We start from the raw sequence: 20,840 nt of genomic DNA, 5'->3' as shown, positions 1-20,840 counted from the left end.
TATGACCCGAATTTACCGATCAAGCCGGGATAGAGTATTAACTGGAGTATGTGGCGGTCTTTCTGACGCAACAGGGATGGACTCAACCTGGATACGTATTCTGGTTGTGATCAGTTTCTTTATTACAGCAGGTACCACATTTATGATTTATGTGATTGCAGCGTTGGTTATTTCCAAGGAACCAAGATCTCCTTACGATGGAGGATTTGGTCCAGATAGCGGTCCTTATTCCCAGCAAGATCCACGCTATTATGGCGGTAGTAGTACTAGAACGCAATATGGACAAGGAAATGGTTACAATCAAGGCGGAGCATACGGCAACTCGAATCCGTTTGGACAGGATGCCCGCTATTCATCCAAATTTAATACAGGGAACAACAGTGATCTGGATTCCATGATGGAAGATATCGAGAAAAAAGCAATGAAAAAGGAACTGGAAGAGTTACGTAAAAAAGTAGAGCAATTCGAGAAGGGAGAACGTAAATAATGGGAATCTTTAAAAGAATGAAGGATATGACAAGAGCATCGGTGAATGAAGTGTTGGATAAAGTGGAAGATCCGATTATTATGTTAAATCAGTACTTGCGCGATATGGAGGCAGAAATTCACGAGGCTGAGGTAACGGTCGCCAAGCAAATGGCAAATGAGCGCCGTATGAAGCAGCGTTTGGAAGAGGCTGTGCGTGTATCCAATGAGCGTGAAAAGCAAGCCGAATCTGCATTGCGGAATGGCCAAGAAGAAGTGGCACGCAAGCTGCTGGGCGAGAAAATTTATTTTGGACAAAAGCAGGATGAATACCGTGACTTGCACACTCAAGCCGAGCTCCAAGCGAAAGAACTGGTACAGCAGCTTCACGGAATGAAGGATGAATTCTACAAAATGCGCAACAAGCGTAATGAGCTGGTATCCCGTGCCCAAATGGCAAAAGCTAAAAAGCAAATGTCGCAAATCAATAGCTTGCACACGATTGAAAGCGGGTCTGCTTCGCTGGGATTCCACCGCATGGAGGAAAAAATCATGCAAATGGAGGCAGAAGCTGACGTACTGCGTGCTCCTTACCGTCAAGCACCGGGAGAGGCTTATGTTAATCCCGCAGAGGCTGAAAAGGAATTTAAAGTGGATGAGCAGCTTCAACAATTGAAGTCCAAAATTCAAGCAGGTGCTAAACCTGTAGATATGAAGAAGGACTAACTACTCGGAATCCAAACATTATGATATGCTGTATAGATGGACACTGATCAACAATAGTGCTCAATCTGTATGGTTCGGGAAGCCATATGGCGGTATATTGCGCCACTATGGCTTTTCCTTCCTGTATAAACAAAAAAAAGGGGGTGCAGCATGGAGAGAAGAAAAACAGCCTTGGCACTGGCAGGGATTGGCATCGGGATTATCGTTTTATTCGGTCAGTGGATTGGGTTCCTCTCCGTGTTTGCACTGATCCTAATGTTGGCTGGAATATATAAGATACGCAATTCCAAAATCAAAAAGGGCTATACGATGCTTGCCATCGGCGCCGGTCTGCTGGTGCTGGATCATTTGTTCTTGTTTGTGGTGATCACGTTGGCTTCGCTGGCTGTGTTCTATTCACGTTCCAGGAAGCTGCATAAAGGCCAAAGCTCCATATTCAAACACAACTTCATATCCAATCACAAATGGGATGAAGTGCCGTGGAGCTTGCGCAGCACAAGTATATGGCATGTGGTTGGTGATGTGGATGCCGACCTGACGCTGGCTCTGCCTGAGGAACGTGAGTCCGTCATATTTTTACAAGGAATCTTCGGTGACATTGACATCACGTTGCCAGATAATTACGGGGTAGAGGTGGAGATGTTCGTATTATTCGGGCAGATTCAGTTTGACCGGGATCATGAGGCGGGGATGATCAATCGACTGGTGTGGAAGTCTCCTCATTTTGAGCAGAGTGAATATAAAGTGAAGTTTGTCGTTTCGTACTTAGCGGGCGATGTCCGCGTTCGATTTTATTGAATCAGGAGGAACCGGGATGAATCATAAAAAAACGTCCAACATGGTAACCCGCAGTATGGGTGAAGGTATCCTCCTGTGTGTTGTTGTAGGCGTAGTGGTCTTTTATATGCTGTATACATATGGATATGTGAATTCGTTCCCAACCTGGGGAATGATGCTGAAAGTAATAGGAGCCGTTATCCTGGTGTTGATAGGGACAGGGGCAATGTACGGATTTTATGAAAGCTATCGCTTTAAAAGCAGACTGGAAATGCTGAGAGAGACGTTGCTGATGTGGGAAAAGGGAACTCCTGCCCGCGAATTGCCGCCCCTGGGGCATGACGAGCTTGGCAGGCTAGGAGAGCAGTTGGAGCGGATCGGGCGTAAATGGCAGGAGCAAGTTACGTCTTTGCAACGCTTATCTACGGATAATGCTCAGCTGGCAGAACAGGCGCGGATGACTGCAATTGTGGAGGAACGGCAGCGGCTGGCCAGAGAGTTGCATGACGCAGTATCACAGCAATTATTTGCTATTTCAATGACGGCAACGGCTGTGGGCAGAACGCTGGACAAGGATTTTGATAAAGCACAACGTCAAGTTGCATTAATTGAAGAAATGTCTTCCGTGGCACAATCCGAAATGCGGGCGCTACTACTCCATCTACGGCCTGTCTATCTGGAAGGGAAACGGCTTGAGCAAGGTTTGCGCGATTTGGTACAGGAATTACAGGCAAAGGTACCGATGGAGATTGATTTTGAGATGGAAAGCGGAGTACAGTTGGTTAAAGGTATTGAGAATCACTTGTTTCGTATTGTTCAGGAAGCGATGTCTAATACATTGCGCCATGCCAAAGCAACTCGTATGGAGATTCGAATCGTGCAACGCCCGGATTCCATCAGGCTGACGATTCGGGATAATGGTGTTGGTTTTGAAATGGATGAGAAAAAGCAGACATCCTATGGGTTATCCACAATGCAGGAGCGTGTGAGTGAAATTGGGGGAGCTATTCAGTATATAACGGCTCCGGGAAAAGGGACACGGATTGAGGTGTCTGTGCCAGTTATTTATGATGAAAGCGGAAGGAACGATGATCATGGAAACGGAATTACCGATTAGCGTGCTGCTGGTAGACGACCATGAAATGGTACGGATTGGACTTGCGGCGGTGCTGGGGACGGAAGAAGGGATTGAAGTGGTCGGCGAGGCCGGAAGCGGAGAAGAAGGCATACGGTTAGCTTCAGAATACAAGCCAAACGTGATTTTAATGGATTTGGTCATGGATGGCATGGATGGCATCGAGACGACACGCCAAGTGACACGCCTGCTTCCAGAAACGAAGGTGATTGTACTGACCAGTTATTTGGATGATGAGAAAATGTATCCGGTCATTGAAGCAGGAGCATTCAGCTATTTACTTAAAACGTCTCGTGCTTCCGAGATCGCGGATGCGATCCGTGCAGCTGCACGAGGACAATCCGTCTTAGAGTCGCAGGTGGCCTCTAAGATGATGAATCGATTCCGCCAGCCGCAGGCTGAAGCGCCCGCACATACGGAGCTAACAGATCGTGAGATGGAGGTTCTTCGCTTGCTGGCACAAGGGAAGTCTAACCAGGATATCGCTGATGAGCTGATTATCGGGATTAAGACTGTAAAATTTCATGTCACGAACCTTCTCGCCAAATTAGGAGTGGAAGATCGCACACAGGCGGCAATCTATGCCTATAAAAACGGCTTAGCAGAGTAGACTGTAGAACAACAAAAACAAAGAACCGGAGACGATGTATAGTCCTCCGGTTTTTTTTGTATTCCGTAACAGTGTTCAGATAAGGAGGAATAAAAAGGCGATTAAAGCCAGATCTAATGCAAGCCCTGCTCCGTATCCATATCCGCCGCGATAGCCTGCTCTGCCGTTTGCATAATTTCCATTTCCGTTTGAGCCAAATTCGCCTACGTTATAAGGAAAGTATGGATTTAGAAGTTCGTCAGGTGGTCTATTAAAGGCATTTAGCTTGGCAGAAGGGCGAGCTTTGTTGTTGGAATTTCTTTTTTTCTTTTTAGAGGAGATTTTTTTAGCTTTTTGTTTTCTTTTGTTACTGTAGCTTCCGGCATAGAGACTACCAGGAAAGGAGGATGGATATCCGTTCAACATCAGCTTGCCTTTGCTACACCCGCTTAAGATGCCGATGTGTCGTGTACCATCACGCATAATGGCACAGACCATCCGTCCGCCATGAGGTGCTACACTGGCTTCATTTACTGGATAAATGGGAAACATGATTTCACCTCTTTTGGTGTAAGATGCGTTGTGATAATAGTCTATTCTTATAGTACCAATGGTGTATGGTCGAACACCCAGTAGGCAGACGAATATTTTTGAAGATTGTGGCTAACTACCTCTACGTATAAAACCTCTGGCAACGGGCATGCTATTGATAGATTCATAGATTTGCATCGAGCTGATAAAAGAAAGCATTTCAAGCATGTGTGTGGGGACCATGTGGTTATGGAGAGGGAGGAACGGCCATGCTAAAAGCAGAGTTGGTTAAAAAGGGAGTCATTGCGATTTTGGTATTAGGGACGGTGTTGGTACTGGCTGGATGGCGTTATGGAGCTCTTCAGACAAACGGAACTGGTTCCCGCGAGGCAGAAACGACTTTACGTTCGTTGCTAACCATCTCGGATCAAACCCCGGGTACATTGGACAAACTAGTTGTAAAATGGCAAGGAGATTGGATTCCTAATAGTGCAGATCCGGCAGATATGGCGGCACAGATAGCTGATCAACTGAATCTACCCGCAGCAAGCAAACTCGTGGAAAATGGACACGCACTTTATCGTTCTGTTCGTGATAGCGAGGATTTAAAAATTCGCTTAAATATAATGGAACGTCAAGCTGGACAATGGTATGTAGTCGTTCAACTGGAAAGCAGCGACACAGGACGTGAGCAGTTGATTCAGCTTCATAAGCTTTGCGCCGAGCAATTACATTCTATAGGAGTTCAAGCGCAGTGGAACATCGCTGTTCAGCGTTCGCTGCAAGCAAAGGAAAGCGTGGATCAACTGATGAAACAGACAGAAGCGAGCTTAGCAGGGAACATCTCCATGCAGGCTAAAGAAAGATACACAGATGCGACTACAGTAGCTGTATCTTATGAAGCTCCAGAACTGCCATTAAGGGTTCAAAGTGGTCAACATCAAGTCCAGATGCAGATGGCTGTACATGAAAATAGAGAGCAGCACAATAAACGAATAACGCTCGGTTTTCCGCTTATTACGATTGAATACTGACTTATAAGGTAAATTTATGATTCATCGGATAGCTTATCCATGTGGAATATGATAAAATGTCATCAAATCTTTAGTTCCATGTTTTTCGAAAATCAAGTATGATCTTGTATAAATATACACAATACTACATGCGGATTTCGGGGATTGTGGATTGCGGAATCTTGACATGGGAAGAATGAGGTACTTCATGGCTGACATACCTGTTAAAGAATCTCTTGTGACGCAAGGTGCAGTTCTGTTTATTTTTGGCGCTACGGGTGATTTGGCTCGTCGCAAGCTATTTCCTGCTATTTACAGCTTATACCGCGAAGGCAAGCTTGCCGAAGATTTTGCTGTTATTGGTGTAGCAAGACGTCCTCGCACAGAAGAAGAATTCCGTAATGACCTGTATGCTTCCATACAGGAGTTTAGTCGCTACAAAGCAGAGAATGATCAAGAATGGCAGGCATTTGCCGAGCATTTTGAATATAAATCATTGGATATCAACAATGTCGCTGGGTTTCATGAACTGAAACAGCAGACGGAGTCTATAGAAGGTAAGTTCAACATACCGGGAAATCGGTTGTTTTATTTGGCTTTGGCTCCTGAATTGTTCGGAAGTGTGTCGAAGAGCCTGAAAGAGGGCGGCATGTTGGACGGTAAGGGCTGGAATCGTCTGGTTATAGAGAAGCCTTTTGGTTACAATCTGGAGTCTGCACAAGAGCTGAACATTGAAATACGCGAAGTATTTGCTGAAGAAGAAATCTATCGGATTGATCACTATCTTGGTAAAGAAATGGTGCAAAATATTGAGGTGATTCGCTTCGCTAACGCCTTTTTTGAACCACTCTGGAATAACAAGCATATTGCCAATGTGCAAATTACGCTTAGTGAAACGGTAGGGGTGGAGGAACGCGGAGGCTATTATGATCATTCCGGTGCCTTGCGCGATATGGGGCAGAACCATATGCTGCAAATGCTCACGATGATCGCGATGGAACCACCTAGTCGTTTGTTGCCGGAGGATATTCGGGATGAAAAGGTGAAGGTGTTACGTTCACTACGACCTTTTGAATCGTCTGAGGATGTAAAGACCCACGTGGTACGTGGTCAATATATTGAGGGTAGTTATCGCGGCCAGCAGTTGCCAGGGTATCGCCAAGAAGACAAGGTTGATCCGCAATCGAATACAGAAACTTATTTTGCTTCACGCGTGTTTGTAGATAATTTCCGTTGGGCTGGCGTACCGTTCTACATTCGTACGGGCAAACGTCTCCCTGTAAAAACGACGGAGATCGTTGTGGAATTTAAGAGCATGCCGACCAATGTATATCTCGGTCAAAAGCATAAGCTCGAACCCAACTTGCTCGTCATTCGGGTTAATCCAATGGAGGGCATTTACATTAAAATCAATGCCAAGAAGCCAGGTTCGGAGTCAGATATTGAGCCGCTGGCGATGGATTTTTGCCAAAGCTGTATGGTGGGGATCAACTCACCGGAAGCTTATGAACGGTTGCTAATGGATGCGATTGAGGGTGATTCGACGTACTTCACACGTTGGGATGAGGTGGCTACAGCGTGGGGATTCGTTGACCGAATCGCCAAAGCATGGCAACAGACTCCGAATACGCTCGAAACCTATGCTGCAGGCTCATGGGGACCTGATGGTGCTCATAAGCTATTGGAGCAGGATGGCTTCAAGTGGTGGCCGGTTAGCGGTCAGGATGAAGATAATGTCATCTGGCGAGTAGGCGGTACTCAGTAATCCCGATTTGTCCAGCATCCCCCTATGTCCTGTTCAGGATGTAAGGGGATGCTTTGCGTTCGGAGTATGCTATAATAGCTTAGTCTCAGGTTTTCAGTTTGCAACTGATTATACGTTAAAGGCAGGCTAAAACATGTAAATAGATCGTATTTATCATGAATATGGTAACGGAGTATGCCGAATACTGGAGCTAACGGCAATGAGCCGATGAACTTATGAAAATAGGCGTGCATCATGGCCTTTTTATGAATAGCTTGAGCAGAATTGCAATGGATTTGATCATGAAGGGATATGTGAAATGAGTAAAACAACAGATATACTTCAACAGGAAGTCGACAAACGGCGTACGTTTGCGATTATTTCTCACCCGGATGCGGGTAAAACGACACTGACGGAAAAGTTGTTATTGTTCGGGGGCGCTATTCGTCTTGCAGGTACAGTCAAAGCTCGTAAAGCTAGCAAGCATGCGACGAGTGACTGGATGGAGATTGAAAAACAGCGGGGGATTTCGGTAACATCCTCAGTAATGCAATTTGATTATAATGGGCATCGCATTAATATTCTGGATACCCCGGGTCACCAGGATTTCAGTGAAGACACGTACCGCACATTGACAGCCGCAGATAGTGCGGTCATGCTGATTGACGTAGCGAAAGGTGTGGAAGCGCAAACGATCAAGCTGTTTCAGGTTTGTGCGAAGCGCGGAATACCGATATTCACCTTCATTAATAAGCTGGACCGTGAAGGACGCAGTCCCTTTGATCTGATGGAGGAGCTGGAACAGGTGCTTGGTATCCGTTCGGTGCCGATGAACTGGCCGATTGGTACAGGGCGTGATCTGTGTGGTGTTTATGACCGTGTCAAAAATCAGGTCGAGTTGTTTCAGGGAGATGACCATTCCACGATCAAAGTACAAAAAGTGGAAGGTTACAATGATCCGATTATTCGCGAGATGGCGGGCGAATACTTACACGATCAATTGTGCCAGGATTTAGAGCTGCTTGATGTCGCAGGTGACTCTTTTGATATGGAAAAGGTACAGCGTGGAGAATTAACGCCTATTTTCTTTGGCAGTGCGATTAATAATTTTGGTGTGCAAACATTTTTGGAAAACTTCCTTCAGCTTGCTCCTAAGCCGGAACCGCGCCGCAGTACAGTGGGGGAAATTCAGCCAACGAACGAGAAGTTTACCGGCTATGTATTTAAAATTCAAGCCAATATGAACCCGGCTCACCGTGACCGTATTGCATTTTTGCGTATCGTGTCCGGTAAGTTCCAACGCGGAATGAGTGTTAAGCATGTTCGAATGGGCAAGGAAATTAAGCTGTCCCAACCACAGCAGTTTTTGGCACAGGACCGTGATATTGTCGAAGAGGCATTCCCAGGCGATATTATAGGCTTGTTTGACCCAGGTATTTTCCGCATTGGCGATTCACTCAGTCAAGGTGGCGAGGTTGTATTTGATGAACTGCCGACCTTCTCGCCTGAGATTTTTGCCAAGGTTACTGTGAAAAATGCTTTGAAGCACAAGCAGTATCTGAAAGGTATTGACCAGTTGACCGAAGAAGGTATGATTCAGGTGTTCCGTACAGTAAGCTTCGATGATACGCTGCTGGGTGTTGTCGGCCAACTGCAATTTGAAGTATTTGAATACCGCATGAAGGGTGAATATGGGGTAGATGTACAGCTTCAACGTATGCCGTTCCAATTTGCACGCTGGATTGTGGATGAGCAGATTGATCCGAGCAAGTTCCGTATCAACTCTACGCTGGTGAAGGATAAGAAAGGCAATTATGTCGCCTTATTCGAAAATGAGTATGCGATGCGTACGGCTATGGAAAAAAATCCGACCGCTAAGTTTTTGGAGATGGCTCCATAGAATTAATATGCAGAACAGTCTCATCTCAGACATTTAATAACTACCAAGAATAGTCCACTCGATAGGAATACGAGTGGACTATTCTTATTTTTGAATACGGGTAAAAATAATGAGCACAATTAAAGCATAACAAGAAGTTAAATAGCTAGGGCTAGGTTAAGGGCACAGGTTTGATTTTGTCAATTTGTTCATGTGCCAAATGGACAAAATCCTGCTGCTGGTTTGGACTCATATGCTTCCATACGATTTCAAGAATAACACCCAATCCTGGCAAAGCGGCCTCGGGTCCGTCCACTGACCCAATGATCATATCTGTAAGATCAGCCTCTGATTTACCGTGAACTTTGTGAACAATCGCTTGTCGTAAATCCATTGTAATGGGCATGTGTACCTCCCGTATGTTGTAATAGTGGTCGAATGTATTATGGCTTGGGCTGTGGCTCAGTATACATGGAGAAGCATTTGGAATAAAGATGTCAAAATTTATGTTTGTAGCATGATATGCTATACTATGACGGACAGTATGGTGAGCGGGAGGTAAAGAAGGAATGGCAAAAAAACAGTATGCGGTCATTGGCATGGGACGCTTTGGTTCCAGTGTTGCCAGCGCGCTGAGTGAGATGGGTTTTGATGTGCTGGCGATTGACTCGGACGAGCAGCGTACACAGGAAATGTCGAATATTGTGACGCATGCGGTGTCTGCCGATTCGACGGATGAGGAAGCACTGCGAGCACTGGGTATCCGCAATTTTGACGTAATTGTAGTCGCGATTGGTGAAGATATACAAGCCAGCATTCTAACAACATTGATTCTCAAGGACATGGGTGTGCCCGCTCTTGTGGTCAAAGCACAAAATGAACTGCACGGGAAGGTGCTGCAAAAAATAGGTGCGGATAAAGTGGTTTATCCTGAACGGGATATGGGGCTGCGAGTAGCCCACCATTTAACATCTCCCAATATTTTGGATTATATCGAGCTATCCAAGGACTACAGTATTTTGGAGATGAGAGCTGCCGATTCCATGATCGGCAAAAATCTGAAGGAACTGGACATACGTGCACGCTTCGGCTGCAACGTGATGGCGATTCGCAGAAATCAGGAAATGAACATTTCACCTTACGCCGAGGATCGTCTGGAAGCGGGGGATGTGCTGGTCATTGTGGGGCACAAGGATGATCTGACCAAGCTGGAGCTGGCTTTTGCAGCATAGTTGAGGCTTGATGTTCAAGTACAAGTGATGCATCATTTATTTTTAAAGAAACGGACCATAGAAACGGAAGGTTAAACCAATGGAAATCATTTCACCAAATAATGCGCGTGTAAAAGAATGGTCGCAATTGCTGGAGAAAAAGCATCGCACACGGCAGCATAAATATATTGTCGAGGGTATTCATCTAGTGCAGGAAGCGCTGCGTTCGAACGCGGCTGTTGAAAGCGTCGCCTACGATTTGGACAAGGGGATTCCTGCCGAGCTGAATGGTCTGGATTCAGCCGATCAGCCGGTGGAATGGATTCCCGTGTCGGCGGCGATCATTGCCAAATGCACCGATACCAAGACACCGCAGTCTGTCTTTGCTATCGTGCGTAAGCAGGAGCAGCAGAGTGCATTCGCAGCATTGCTGGAGCAGCCGGATGCACTGGTGATGGTGCTGGACGGGGTACAGGACCCCGGCAATGTAGGCACCATCATCCGTAGCGCGGACGCTGCGGGAGCCGCAGGCGTTATATTGGGTCATGGCTGCGCCGACCTGTATAACCCCAAAACGATCCGCTCTACGATGGGATCGTTGTTTCATCTGCCGGTGATCGAAGGCAGTCTGGAAGAGCTGTTGCCGCAGGTCAAAAGCAAAGGGGCCCGCTTGCTCAGCACCTCGCTGGATGCGAGCTTATCCTGCTATACCATAGATTTGCGTGTATCCACTTGGCTCGTGATTGGCAATGAGGGACAAGGTATTTCCAACGCAACTGCACGTATGGTGGACGAAGCCGTATTCATCCCAATGCAGGGACAAGCAGAATCACTGAATGCAGCCATGGCCTCTACAGTGTTATTATTCGAGGCAATGAGACAGCGAAGCTAAGAGATAGAGCGATGAATCTGCAAGTGTGATTTATAACATCAATTGATACTAAAATGAGTCGGGTCATAGACCTGACTCATTTTTTTTAGAAATGTTATATCTGTCCGATCTTTATACCTTACAACAAAGTAATGTTTTTGTAAGCTTTGGCTGTTGTTCCTTAGGTAGAAGCTAATTAGTATGAAAAATAGCGAGCCAAGGAGAGAAGTGAGCAAAATATGAAATATTCAAAGTATAAACTTAAAGAAGTAATGAAGTCCAAATTATATTGTAATGAAACGTTAAAAAACTATAAAGGGATCATGATTACTGTAATAGCCATCTTCATTATAATGATCATGTTAACCGCTCTGGTGCTTGGCACCATGCATATCATTCGGGATTCAATTTACACCATGAAGCCCTCCTAAACTATAAACTTAAGGAAGATTATTGTTATTGCTTAGATGATCAAATCAAGGCATTATATAGAGAAAATTATGTTATTTAAAATTCAAGCACTAAGAGGGTAGAAAACACGATGCATAAAATATTAATCGTAGAGGATGATCCTCAAATTAGCTCCTTACTTCAATCCTATCTTGAAAAGTATGGTTATGAGGGAGTGGTCGTTTCAAATTTTGATCAAGTCTTGGGGATCTTCGAAGAAATAAAGCCTGATTTGGTCATACTGGATGTGAATTTACCTCGTTTTGATGGATTTTATTGGTGCAGGCAAATTCGCACTCAATCTACTTGCCCCATCCTGTTTGTATCCGCGCGTGACGATAAAATGGATCAGGTCATTGCTTTGCAAAACGGAGCCGATGATTACATTACCAAACCGTTTCATCCTGAAGTCCTGTTAGCCAAAGTAGAAAGCAATCTGCGACGTGCCTATGGTTTATATGCAGTTGCCCAAAAATCACGCTCCATAACAGTGTCAGGCTTGACTTTGTACCCTGATACTATGGAGCTTGTGTTTCATGACCAGCAGGTAGAAATGAGTCATAAAGAAGCGGCCCTGCTGGAGCTACTGATGACATATCCCAAGCAGGTTGTAGGGAGAGTTCATCTCTTGGAGGCTTTATGGGACGATTATCAATATGTAGGAGAAAACACGCTGAATGTTTATGTTACACGTGTCCGCAAAAAGCTGAGCGAACTGGGGTTGGAGGATATTATAGAGACGGTTAGAGGAGCTGGATATCGGCTGCACTTGACTGAGGAGGAAGAACAGTGAAGCTGTTTTGGCGTGACCATTTCTCATTGATCATATTCAATATCATCCAGCTTTTTCTGGTGTTAAGCATTTATTGGATGGATGGTTATCATAACTTGTCAACGGCCCTGTATTCAGTCTTTTTTGGGTTCATCTTATTGATGGTCTATTTGCTGTTCCGGTACGTCATGTATTCTGGTTTATACCGAATATTATCCACTGCTAACATTAGAGATTTAGATGAGCTTATTCAGATGAAGGTACTTAATCCGCTTGCCTCCTCATTACAACATTTGCTTTTACAATATTATCAATTGTATCAGTCTCGAATCCATCAGTTAGAGCATCAGCAACGCGATCATATTACGTTTATTAATCAGTGGGTTCACCAGATGAAAACTCCCCTTTCTGTTATTCATTTAATCCTCAAAGGGAAAATAGATCATGAATCTGATCAGATTCACGATGAGATTGATCGAATGGGCAAAGGACTGGACATGATTTTGTATATGTCGCGCTTGGAGTCCTTTGAACCAGATTTTTATGTGGAGCCTGTCGTATTACGAAACCTGGTTAGTGAAGTGATTTATGATAACAAAAGATTATTGATTCGCAATGAAATTTATCCCTCCAATGGAGTGGACGAGCAGTTGAATGTAATTACCGATGCCAAATGGCTCAGATTTATTATTAATCAATTGGTGACCAATGCGGTGAAGTACTCTTCAGGTCATGCCCACAGTCTAAAATTAATATCTGATGTAAGGAATCATGGAATTGTGCTAAAAGTACAGGACGAAGGGATTGGTATCCCTAAAAAAGATATAGAGCGGGTATTTGAAGCTTATTACACAGGTGAAAACGGACGAAAGTATAGTGAATCTACCGGAATGGGGCTCTATTTGGTGTCAGAAATCTGCAAAAGGCTGAATCATGAGATTCAACTGAAGTCGACGGTTGGTGAAGGAACGACGGTTGAAATCTTATTTTCAGTTCACCAATAAGAACCTTACAACACATTTAAGGTTTCTGTAATGTTAATCGATCGCTTCACTCGTCTAGATGGATTATGATTATGCCATAGGAAAAAGAAAGGAATGAATGATGGAGATTGTACGAATGGATCAAGTCACCAAAATATACTATGGTAAGGTTCCCCATCGCGCGCTCAACAATATCCAGTTAACGATTCGACAAGGTGAGTTTGTTGGCATTATGGGGCCGTCTGGTAGTGGGAAGACAACATTATTAAATATGATTTCGACCATTGATATGCCGACTTCGGGTGAGGTTAGCATTAAGGGGGAAAATCCCCATCTGTTCAAGAAGGATAAGCTGGCTTTATTTCGCCGCAAAGAACTGGGGCTTGTATTTCAAGACTATAATTTGCTGGAAACCCTCACTTTGGGAGAGAACATACTCTTTCCTCTGATGCTGAATAAAAGAGGGTTAAAGGAAATGGAGCACAAGCTGAAAGAGGTAGCGAAAAAACTGGATATAACAGATATTTTGGACAAGCGGCCTTATGAGGTTTCAGGAGGACAAAAACAACGGGCAGCCATAGGCAGGGCTATGATTCACTCTCCTTCACTCCTGCTTGCAGATGAACCAACGGGGAATCTTGATTCCAAGGCTTCACGTGTTTTAATGGAAATGCTGGGACTTATCCATCGTGTGAACTATTCCACAATCGTGCTGGTAACCCATGGTGCCTTGGAGGCCAGCTATTGCGATCGGGTTATTTTTATTAAGGATGGTGAGTTATATAATGAAATCCACCGTAGTCATAGTCAGCAAATATTTTTTCAGGAAATCATAGATATGCTCTCCTTTTTGGGGGGAAGTAGACATGAACATGAGCTTTCGTCTGTTAGCATGGAATAATCTCAAACGCAACGCGCGTGCCTATATTCCTTATTATTTAAGTAGTTCTTTGATGATTACGATTTTTTTCGTATATGCTATATTTATTTTTCATCCGAATGTTTCCAGTGCAATCATGGCAGCCAACATAAAAAAGGGATTACAAGTTGCTGATCTATTGATTTTTGTGTTTTCCTTTTTTTTCGTATTATACACCAACAATATTTTTGTTGCGGCACGAAAAAAAGAATTTGGTATACTGACTATTTTGGGGACACATCACAGACAAATCTATTTTTTGGTTGCTTTTGAAAATCTAATGATAGGCATTTTATCCTTGATTACCGCGGTTATTGGAGGATTTGTTTCAGCGAAGTTCTTTCTGCTTTGGGGCTCCAGTGTCACAGGATTGTATTTAACATTTTATTTTCCTTGGAAAGCACTGGCTTTCACCGTAGTTGGCTTTATGTTCTTATTTACCTTGATCTCACTTGTATCTGTCTTCTTCATCCACCAATTTAAATTACAGCAGCTTTTTAGCAAGATTCCTCAGCTCAAGAAAGAATCCAAAGCATCATGGAGCCTGTCGCTGCTTGCAATTGGGTTAATAGGAGCGGCTGTATATTTAATGAAGCTGGATTATCCACCTTATATTTATCTGGCACCATATCGTTTGGGGTCTCTATCCTTTTATATGTTGCACTATTCAGTTGGAGACACCTTTAAATATACAATTGTTATGGGTTTTATTGGAACTTACTTGTTTTACGCCCAATCAAGTGTATTGTTCATTCAATGGCTTAGAGCTAACAGGAAATGGTGTTGGAGTGGAACCCGTTTGTTATGGTTATCTGAAATCACATACAAAATGAAAAATAATGCAGGGCTGTTTTCATTGATTACCTTAATTTCTATCGTTTTCTGTGTAGGAGCAGCTTCAAATTTTGACTCTATGCAGCAGCAAAAAAAATTTTTTAGGGATCAGTCTTATTCATTCGCATTTTTTTCTGATGTTGTAAGTTCTATAAATCTTGAAAATGAGATTGACCAAAATCTTCGTCATGCTGGGGTGGATTATTCGAAAAGTGAAGTACTAATTTTTCCCTTTCGTGAACTCATCGTACCTGTGATGAAGCTATCCAACTATGAAGCTCTGGCCTCTAGGTTAAAGAAACAAATACAGGAGCCTGCGCTTCGAGATCACCAAGGCTTTTTCATTTTGGATACGAACGAACTGTCTAACGAGATGTCTATAGAAGAAGGGAAATCCTTTTTTGGAAAAAAGCTGACTTACAACCAAGAGAAATCTCAAATTATGAATATCAAGATTGTGGATACTCAGGTGATAGATCATAGCCTGAAGATTGATGGAAATATCATCTCCGAACTAGGAAGGTTGCTTGTTGTTCCAGATCGAACTTACGATCATTTAGTTGAACAACGGTATTTCAATGTTCCATTGGCACAAAAATCTGTTTATTATTTTGTGCCTAAATGGAAGAAGGGTCAACTTTCCTTGAATACTTCTGAAACTCAGGAGGAGGTTTGGTTGTATTCCGTGTTGGTCAACAAGGTAAATAAGGGAGCGTTTAACTCTAGAGCAGTGGATTATTTTACGTCGGAGATGGATCTGAATATTAGTAAATTTATTGGCGGATTTGTCGCTGTCATTATGCTGGCAAGCACGGTCAGCCTGCTGTATTTCAGATTGTATGTCGATCTTCAGCGGGATGAGGAAATATATCGGGCTCTATCCAAAATTGGACTAAGCTTAAGGGAAATGAGGCAAGCCGCATCCAGACAAATCGCATTCCTATTTTTGCTGCCATTAGTCGTGTCATCCATAGGTATCGTGGTGTGTGTATATATGTCAAAAGCGGGAGGATACGCAACACCATTCCCTCTTACGCTGATTCAGATGATGCTGTGCTTCTGGGCAATCCAAATTCTCTCCTTTCTTATTGTACGTTTCCTGTATCTTCGTCAGCTGGATTTAAAAATACTGTAAAGAACGGTAAGTTGTGTGCAAAAAAGTTGCAGAGGGGTAGGATGGCGTTCCTCCTTTCTGGAATTTTGCACTGAAAAGAAGATAAGGTCTCCAGTGTGCTGACATCCTTGACGAGCAGGTAGGAGAGGCCGATTTGATACAGAAGTAAACATCTAATTCACATAACAACGTACTAATTTTATTAATGGGCGTTATCATATTTTAAAAGTGGGGATTTCTATGAAAAAACATATGTTCATTTTACTGCTGCTCGCCTTGTCGACCAGTTCTTTATCAGAGTCCTTTGTTCAAGCAGAGGGGGCGCAGCAGCAGGTTGCCAAAGCAAGTGTGAAATTAACACTAAGCCAAGCCCAGCAATGGGCGCGATCCAATAGCTTTAGCTTGAAGGAGGCTCAGCAAACGATAGATCGTAACCGGATTAACCTAAAAAATGCAGGTAAGAATCTCGATTTTATTCCAGCAGGGACAGGCAACGGTGAAGAGGATGCGGCTAGTAGTTCAGCATGGAAGGGGTATGCCTCGTCGACGGTTTCTTATCTGGAATCCAAGAAGCAAATCGAACTTGCCCAAGATCAGACAGACTACACTATCATGAAAAGCTATTATGATGTGCTTCTGGCTGATAACAAAGTGAAGAATACTGAGGATGCACTTTCGCTTGCGTTATTAGAAGAAAAGGCTGCTGTAGCGAAGAACAACCGCGGGAAAATTTCACCAGGTGACCAGAGTACGATTATTCAGAATCGTATAGAAGCACAAAAGAATGTAGAGATTGCAAAAGCTACGTTGCGAAAAGCGATGGATTTACTAAATACGCTAATGGGTCAACCTCAAGGTACGGTGTATGAACTGGTTGATCGCCCTGCTTACCCCAAAATGGACAACACGAATTTGGATACGTTGGTGACGCGTGCAATTTCGGCGAGTCCTTCGGTGTGGAGACAGGAGGAGGCTGTCAAGCTGGCCAAGATGGAAGTTAAATATTACACGTGGAACTCAGGAACTGATGATTATGAAATTAAGCAAATTGATGTAGATTCAGCAGAAGGCGGACTGGAAAATACCAAGGATCAACTGGCAGAAACCTTGAAGAGTATGTACTTTAACTTACAGCAAAATGTTGAACAATACGAGCAAATGCAAAGTAATCTACAGAACGTCAATAAAGTGTTGGACATTTCTCGTAAAAAAAAGGAACGTGGTTTTGCTACGGGTACGGAAGTCGCCACGAATCAATTAAAAGTGAAGCAAATCGAACGGAATATGGATGAACTGATTGTTCAAATGACGTTGCTGCAACATGCTTTGAACAAGCCGTGGAGCGTATAGGATTATAAAAATACTTTTGAAGGGGATATAACATTGTCAGAAATAGAAAAGAAAGATGCATTGCAGGTAGTGAGAAAGAAAAGAAGGCTGAAAAGAATTATAGGCATTTTTGTCCTGATCATTATAGCGGGGATTGGCGGTACTTTTTATTTGAATAGGAGTAAGGAAAAGCCTGTGGAGGGCCCTGCAAACCAGATCGTACAGGTACAGAAAACAAACATGACCGAGTCGCTTAAAGTCACTGGTACCGTTCAGGCTTCCAAGGAAGTAAATATTAACTTTACAAATGTCGAGGGTGCCAAGCTCGTCGCTGTCCATGTCAAAGCAGGAGATAGCGTCAAAGCAGGTCAGGTTCTAGCACGATTAGATGATTCGGATGCCAGGCTGCAAATTAAGGATGCCGAATCGAATGTTGCGATTGCAAGGGCCAAACTGGAGGAAGCCAAGCGCGGACCGAAGCCCGATGATATTGAGCTACAGAAGGCGAATGTCTTAAAGGCACAGATGGCGATTAAAACAGCCAAGAACACGATGGAATTAGAAGAAGCCGCTGCTCAAAAAGAATCGGCCAAGGTGACTTTGGATAAGTCTCAGAAGGATTATGATGACCAGGCTTATCTGGTTCAGAATGATGCGGCAGCAGAAAGTGACCTGGCGACAGCCAAGCAAAATCTGGATAAGGCAAAATTAGATATGAGCAATGTGGAGCTGCAGTACAAGAAGGCACAGACCAAGCAAACTGAGGCGATCGAAGAGGCGGAAATGGGCTATAAAACAGCTTTAATACAATTAAAGGCTGCACAGTCCCCGCCCGAAGCCTCCAACATCCAATCCGCACAGGCTTCTTTATTGCAGGCTGAAACGGCATTAGAGCAGAAGAAAAGTGTTCTGAGTAAATTACAGGTTACGGCGCCGTGGGACGGGATCATTTTGAAGGTCAACGGCGATGTGGGTACGAGTCCTACTGCACCTTTTATTGTCATGAATAATTCAAACACAGGGGCTATGAAGGTTCTTGCCAAGGTGAACGAAAGTGATATTGCTAAATTGAAAACGGGACTTCAGGCGACAATGCACTCGAATTCATTCCCGGACAAACCATTTAAAGGCGAAGTCCTCTTTGTTTCTCCAGAGCCGGTGACAGAAGCCAATGTGACTACATACAAAATCGAATTGTCTTTGGATAGCCAGAAGATAAGGCTGCAACCTGGGATGAATATGGATGTATCCCTTCTGTTAGCCGAACACAAAAATGCGTTGTCTGTGCCGTTGTTTGCACTGAGATCTGAAGGTGGTGTGGATGGAGTATATGTGGCGAAGAATGCGGCGAATCCGGCGGATTATGAGTTTAGACCAGTGAAGCTGGGTGTCTATACAGCGGATCAGGCGGAAATCAAGTCTGGTGTCAAAGACGGCGAGACCATTGTTATCCCACCTCAAAGTGGTAGTGCTGGTTCGAATGGCAGTCCAGAGGGTCAAGACCCTGATGGGGGGCAGGCACAATGAGTGAAACTCAATCCCATAAAGCTGTAATCGAAATTAAAGAACTTAAAAAAATGTATGAGGTAGGCGGTCAGAAGATCCAAGCTCTGCGCAGTGTTAATTTATCTATTAGCGAAGGTGAGTTTGTTGCTATCATGGGTCCTTCTGGTTCGGGCAAGTCTACCATGATGAATGTCATTGGTTGCCTGGATCATCCCGATACCGGAGAGTACTACCTGGATGGGTACTCCATATTGGATGCACGAGAGAATGAGCTTTCGGAGATTAGAAATGAGAAGCTGGGCTTTGTGTTTCAGAAATTCTATCTGCTTCCCCGAACTACAGCATTAGCAAATGTGGAACTGCCTATGATGTATGCAGGTGTACCTGCCAAGGAGCGTCGGGAAAGAGCCGTAGAGGCACTACGCAGCGTTGGCCTTGCAGAACGGATGTATAACAAGCCTAACGAGCTTTCTGGTGGTCAGCAGCAACGTGTCTCCATTGCCCGGGCATTAGTGAATAATCCGGTTATTCTGCTGGCGGATGAGCCGACGGGAGCACTGGATACGAAGACGAGTATCGAAATTATGGAATTATTTCAAGGCTTGAATGAGCTGGGAAAAACCATCGTCTTGGTCACGCATGAGCTGGAGATTGCTGAATATGCCAAACGGTTGATCAGCTTTCGGGATGGTAATATTGAACGAGATGAGCCTATTGCGAATAGACGAATTTCATCAAGGATGGTAAGCCTATGAATGTGATGGAAACGATCCGTGTATCCATGAATAGCTTAATCACCAACAAGCTACGCTCATTTTTAACGATACTCGGTATTGTTATCGGGGTGGCAGCAGTTATTGCCATTATGGCGATCGGAAACGGATCTACAGCCCGCATAAAGGCGGAAATCAACAAATTAGGAAATAACGTATTGATGGTTGCTCCGGCTATGACAATGGTCGATGGTGAAATAGATTATGATCACACACCATCGTTTACTTGGGCTGATGTCGAGGCGTTGGAACAAAAAAAGTCTATAGATGCATTAATGCCGAATATAACGAGCAATTCAAAAGCTACGTGGGGACGGTACAACTATAACGCCACTATTGTAGGAACTTCCACTTCATTCTATAAGGTCAAAAAGTTTTCCTTTGCCGAGGGTAGAACATTTACCAACGATGAGATGGACAAACGCATGAATGTCGCCATTCTTGAAAGCCAAGCGGTTCAACGTCTTTTTGGTGGAGATAGCCAAAATGTATTGGGACGAACGTTTCAAATTAAGCAGATCCCTTTCAAGGTAGTCGGAATATTGGATACTCAACCAGTTACGAACTTAAGCTACAGTAGTAATGAACAGATTTACATCCCTGCTACAACGATGATGAACCGTCTGGGTGAGCAGAATATTACCGGATTGGACGTGTCTGCTAAGTCACCAGCCTTGATGGATCAGGCTCGTATAGACATATTGGAAAGCTTGCGTGTGACACACCAGCTCAAACCTTCAGAACCAGATCAATTTCAAATTATGAGTCTGTCCGAAGCAGCAGGTGCAGCTTCCGGTGTAGAAAGTATCATGACCAGTCTATTGGGTGGAGTAGCCGCGATATCCCTCGTGGTAGGGGGAATCGGAATTATGAATATTATGATGGTCTCGGTTATAGAGCGTACAAAAGAAATCGGTATTCGGAAAGCCATTGGTGCCAAGCCGAGAGATATTATGATTCAATTCCTGTCTGAAGCGATCATTTTTGGTCTGTTAGGAGGCACAATCGGGGTTGTTACAGGTATAGGGGCTTCCAAAATACTTGAGGCGGCTGCGCATATGACCATTGAATTTACAATCTCGCCGATCCTATATTCGTTTCTTAGCTCTGCAGGCACAGGCATTCTATTTGGGGTATATCCGGCTTATAAAGCAGCAAGATTAAAACCAATAGATGCATTAAGGTATGAATAATTGGATTGGCACATGGTCGCGACATA

At 44.0% G+C, this 20,840-nt stretch carries 19 protein-coding genes and 1 pseudogene; 18 read left to right on the top strand and 2 right to left on the bottom strand.

Annotated elements, in window-relative coordinates; genetic code table 11:
- Position 1 precedes the first annotated feature (1 nt).
- The 5 genes from ABEW32_RS06180 to ABEW32_RS06160 all read left to right on the top strand — a co-directional run bounded on the left by ABEW32_RS06180 (position 2) and on the right by ABEW32_RS06160 (position 3,713).
- Positions 2-487, top strand: a complete 486-nt coding sequence (locus ABEW32_RS06180) for a PspC domain-containing protein (protein WP_430185706.1) — start codon at positions 2-4, stop codon at positions 485-487.
- Positions 487-1,191, top strand: a complete 705-nt coding sequence (locus ABEW32_RS06175) for a PspA/IM30 family protein (protein ID WP_430185704.1) — start codon at positions 487-489, stop codon at positions 1,189-1,191. Before ABEW32_RS06180 ends, ABEW32_RS06175 begins: the two co-directional genes overlap by 1 nt.
- 150 nt (positions 1,192-1,341) lie before the next feature.
- Positions 1,342-1,989 carry a cell wall-active antibiotics response protein LiaF gene (liaF, locus tag ABEW32_RS06170; RefSeq protein WP_290405072.1) on the top strand — a complete coding sequence of 216 codons (648 nt, stop codon included), beginning with the start codon at positions 1,342-1,344 and terminating at the stop codon, positions 1,987-1,989.
- A gap of 16 nt (positions 1,990-2,005) precedes the next feature.
- Complete coding sequence (locus ABEW32_RS06165; protein WP_430185702.1) at positions 2,006-3,085, top strand: sensor histidine kinase; 1,080 nt, start codon at positions 2,006-2,008, stop codon at positions 3,083-3,085.
- Positions 3,063-3,713 carry a response regulator gene (locus tag ABEW32_RS06160; protein WP_013372995.1) on the top strand — a complete coding sequence of 217 codons (651 nt, stop codon included), beginning with the start codon at positions 3,063-3,065 and terminating at the stop codon, positions 3,711-3,713. Before ABEW32_RS06165 ends, ABEW32_RS06160 begins: the two co-directional genes overlap by 23 nt.
- 75 nt (positions 3,714-3,788) lie before the next feature.
- On the opposite strand, the gene ABEW32_RS06155 is transcribed toward ABEW32_RS06160, so the two are convergent.
- Complete coding sequence (locus ABEW32_RS06155; RefSeq protein ID WP_430185700.1) at positions 3,789-4,244, bottom strand: hypothetical protein; 456 nt, start codon at positions 4,242-4,244, stop codon at positions 3,789-3,791.
- Between the two features lie 248 nt (positions 4,245-4,492).
- Here ABEW32_RS06155 and ABEW32_RS06150 point away from each other — a divergent pair, with 248 nt between their 5' ends.
- The 3 genes from ABEW32_RS06150 (at position 4,493) to ABEW32_RS06140 (ending at position 8,880) form a co-directional block, all read left to right on the top strand.
- On the top strand, positions 4,493-5,257 hold the full coding sequence (locus ABEW32_RS06150) for a YwmB family TATA-box binding protein (RefSeq protein ID WP_430185698.1): 765 nt from the start codon (positions 4,493-4,495) through the stop codon (positions 5,255-5,257).
- A 187-nt stretch (positions 5,258-5,444) separates the two neighbouring features.
- Entirely contained in the window at positions 5,445-7,001 is a 1,557-nt protein-coding gene (gene zwf / locus ABEW32_RS06145) for a glucose-6-phosphate dehydrogenase (protein WP_430185695.1), read from the top strand.
- 298 nt (positions 7,002-7,299) lie between these two features.
- A complete protein-coding gene (locus ABEW32_RS06140; RefSeq protein ID WP_430185692.1) occupies positions 7,300-8,880 on the top strand; it encodes a peptide chain release factor 3 in 1,581 nt (526 codons plus the stop codon).
- 151 nt (positions 8,881-9,031) lie between these two features.
- On the opposite strand, the gene ABEW32_RS06135 is transcribed toward ABEW32_RS06140, so the two are convergent.
- Positions 9,032-9,265, bottom strand: a complete 234-nt coding sequence (locus ABEW32_RS06135; protein WP_165083751.1) for a small acid-soluble spore protein SspI — start codon at positions 9,263-9,265, stop codon at positions 9,032-9,034.
- A gap of 157 nt (positions 9,266-9,422) precedes the next feature.
- Between ABEW32_RS06135 and ABEW32_RS06130 the strand changes: the two are divergent.
- The 10 genes and pseudogenes from ABEW32_RS06130 to ABEW32_RS06085 form a co-directional block, all read left to right on the top strand.
- Positions 9,423-10,091 (top strand): annotated as a pseudogene (locus ABEW32_RS06130) (potassium channel family protein); the annotation flags it as partial.
- A gap of 79 nt (positions 10,092-10,170) precedes the next feature.
- On the top strand, positions 10,171-10,962 hold the full coding sequence (locus tag ABEW32_RS06125; RefSeq protein ID WP_430185689.1) for a TrmH family RNA methyltransferase: 792 nt from the start codon (positions 10,171-10,173) through the stop codon (positions 10,960-10,962).
- Positions 10,963-11,482: 520 nt separating this feature from the next.
- Positions 11,483-12,184 carry a response regulator transcription factor gene (locus tag ABEW32_RS06120; RefSeq protein ID WP_430185687.1) on the top strand — a complete coding sequence of 234 codons (702 nt, stop codon included), beginning with the start codon at positions 11,483-11,485 and terminating at the stop codon, positions 12,182-12,184.
- A complete protein-coding gene (locus ABEW32_RS06115) occupies positions 12,181-13,167 on the top strand; it encodes a sensor histidine kinase (RefSeq protein ID WP_430185685.1) in 987 nt (328 codons plus the stop codon). Before ABEW32_RS06120 ends, ABEW32_RS06115 begins: the two co-directional genes overlap by 4 nt.
- A 100-nt stretch (positions 13,168-13,267) precedes the next feature.
- Positions 13,268-14,047, top strand: coding sequence for an ABC transporter ATP-binding protein (locus ABEW32_RS06110; protein WP_430185744.1), 780 nt, complete (start codon positions 13,268-13,270; stop codon positions 14,045-14,047).
- Positions 14,013-16,034 (top strand): ABC transporter permease, encoded by a 2,022-nt coding sequence (locus ABEW32_RS06105; protein WP_430185683.1) that lies wholly within the window; start codon positions 14,013-14,015, stop codon positions 16,032-16,034. Before ABEW32_RS06110 ends, ABEW32_RS06105 begins: the two co-directional genes overlap by 35 nt.
- Before the next feature lie 219 nt (positions 16,035-16,253).
- On the top strand, positions 16,254-17,363 hold the full coding sequence (locus tag ABEW32_RS06100; RefSeq protein WP_430185681.1) for a TolC family protein: 1,110 nt from the start codon (positions 16,254-16,256) through the stop codon (positions 17,361-17,363).
- A 33-nt stretch (positions 17,364-17,396) separates the two neighbouring features.
- Positions 17,397-18,869, top strand: a complete 1,473-nt coding sequence (locus ABEW32_RS06095; protein ID WP_430185679.1) for an efflux RND transporter periplasmic adaptor subunit — start codon at positions 17,397-17,399, stop codon at positions 18,867-18,869.
- A complete protein-coding gene (locus ABEW32_RS06090) occupies positions 18,866-19,603 on the top strand; it encodes an ABC transporter ATP-binding protein (RefSeq protein WP_430185677.1) in 738 nt (245 codons plus the stop codon). The genes ABEW32_RS06095 and ABEW32_RS06090 overlap by 4 nt, the downstream gene beginning before the upstream one ends.
- Positions 19,600-20,814 (top strand): ABC transporter permease, encoded by a 1,215-nt coding sequence (locus ABEW32_RS06085; protein WP_430185675.1) that lies wholly within the window; start codon positions 19,600-19,602, stop codon positions 20,812-20,814. The genes ABEW32_RS06090 and ABEW32_RS06085 overlap by 4 nt, the downstream gene beginning before the upstream one ends.
- The last annotated feature ends 26 nt before the right edge of the window (positions 20,815-20,840 follow it).

It is taken from the genome of Paenibacillus jamilae, from assembly GCF_050482105.1.
GTDB classification, from domain to species: Bacteria; Bacillota; Bacilli; order Paenibacillales; family Paenibacillaceae; genus Paenibacillus; species Paenibacillus jamilae_B.
Note: the sequence above shows the minus strand (reverse complement) of the source record. Positions and strands in the feature narration are given on the sequence as shown.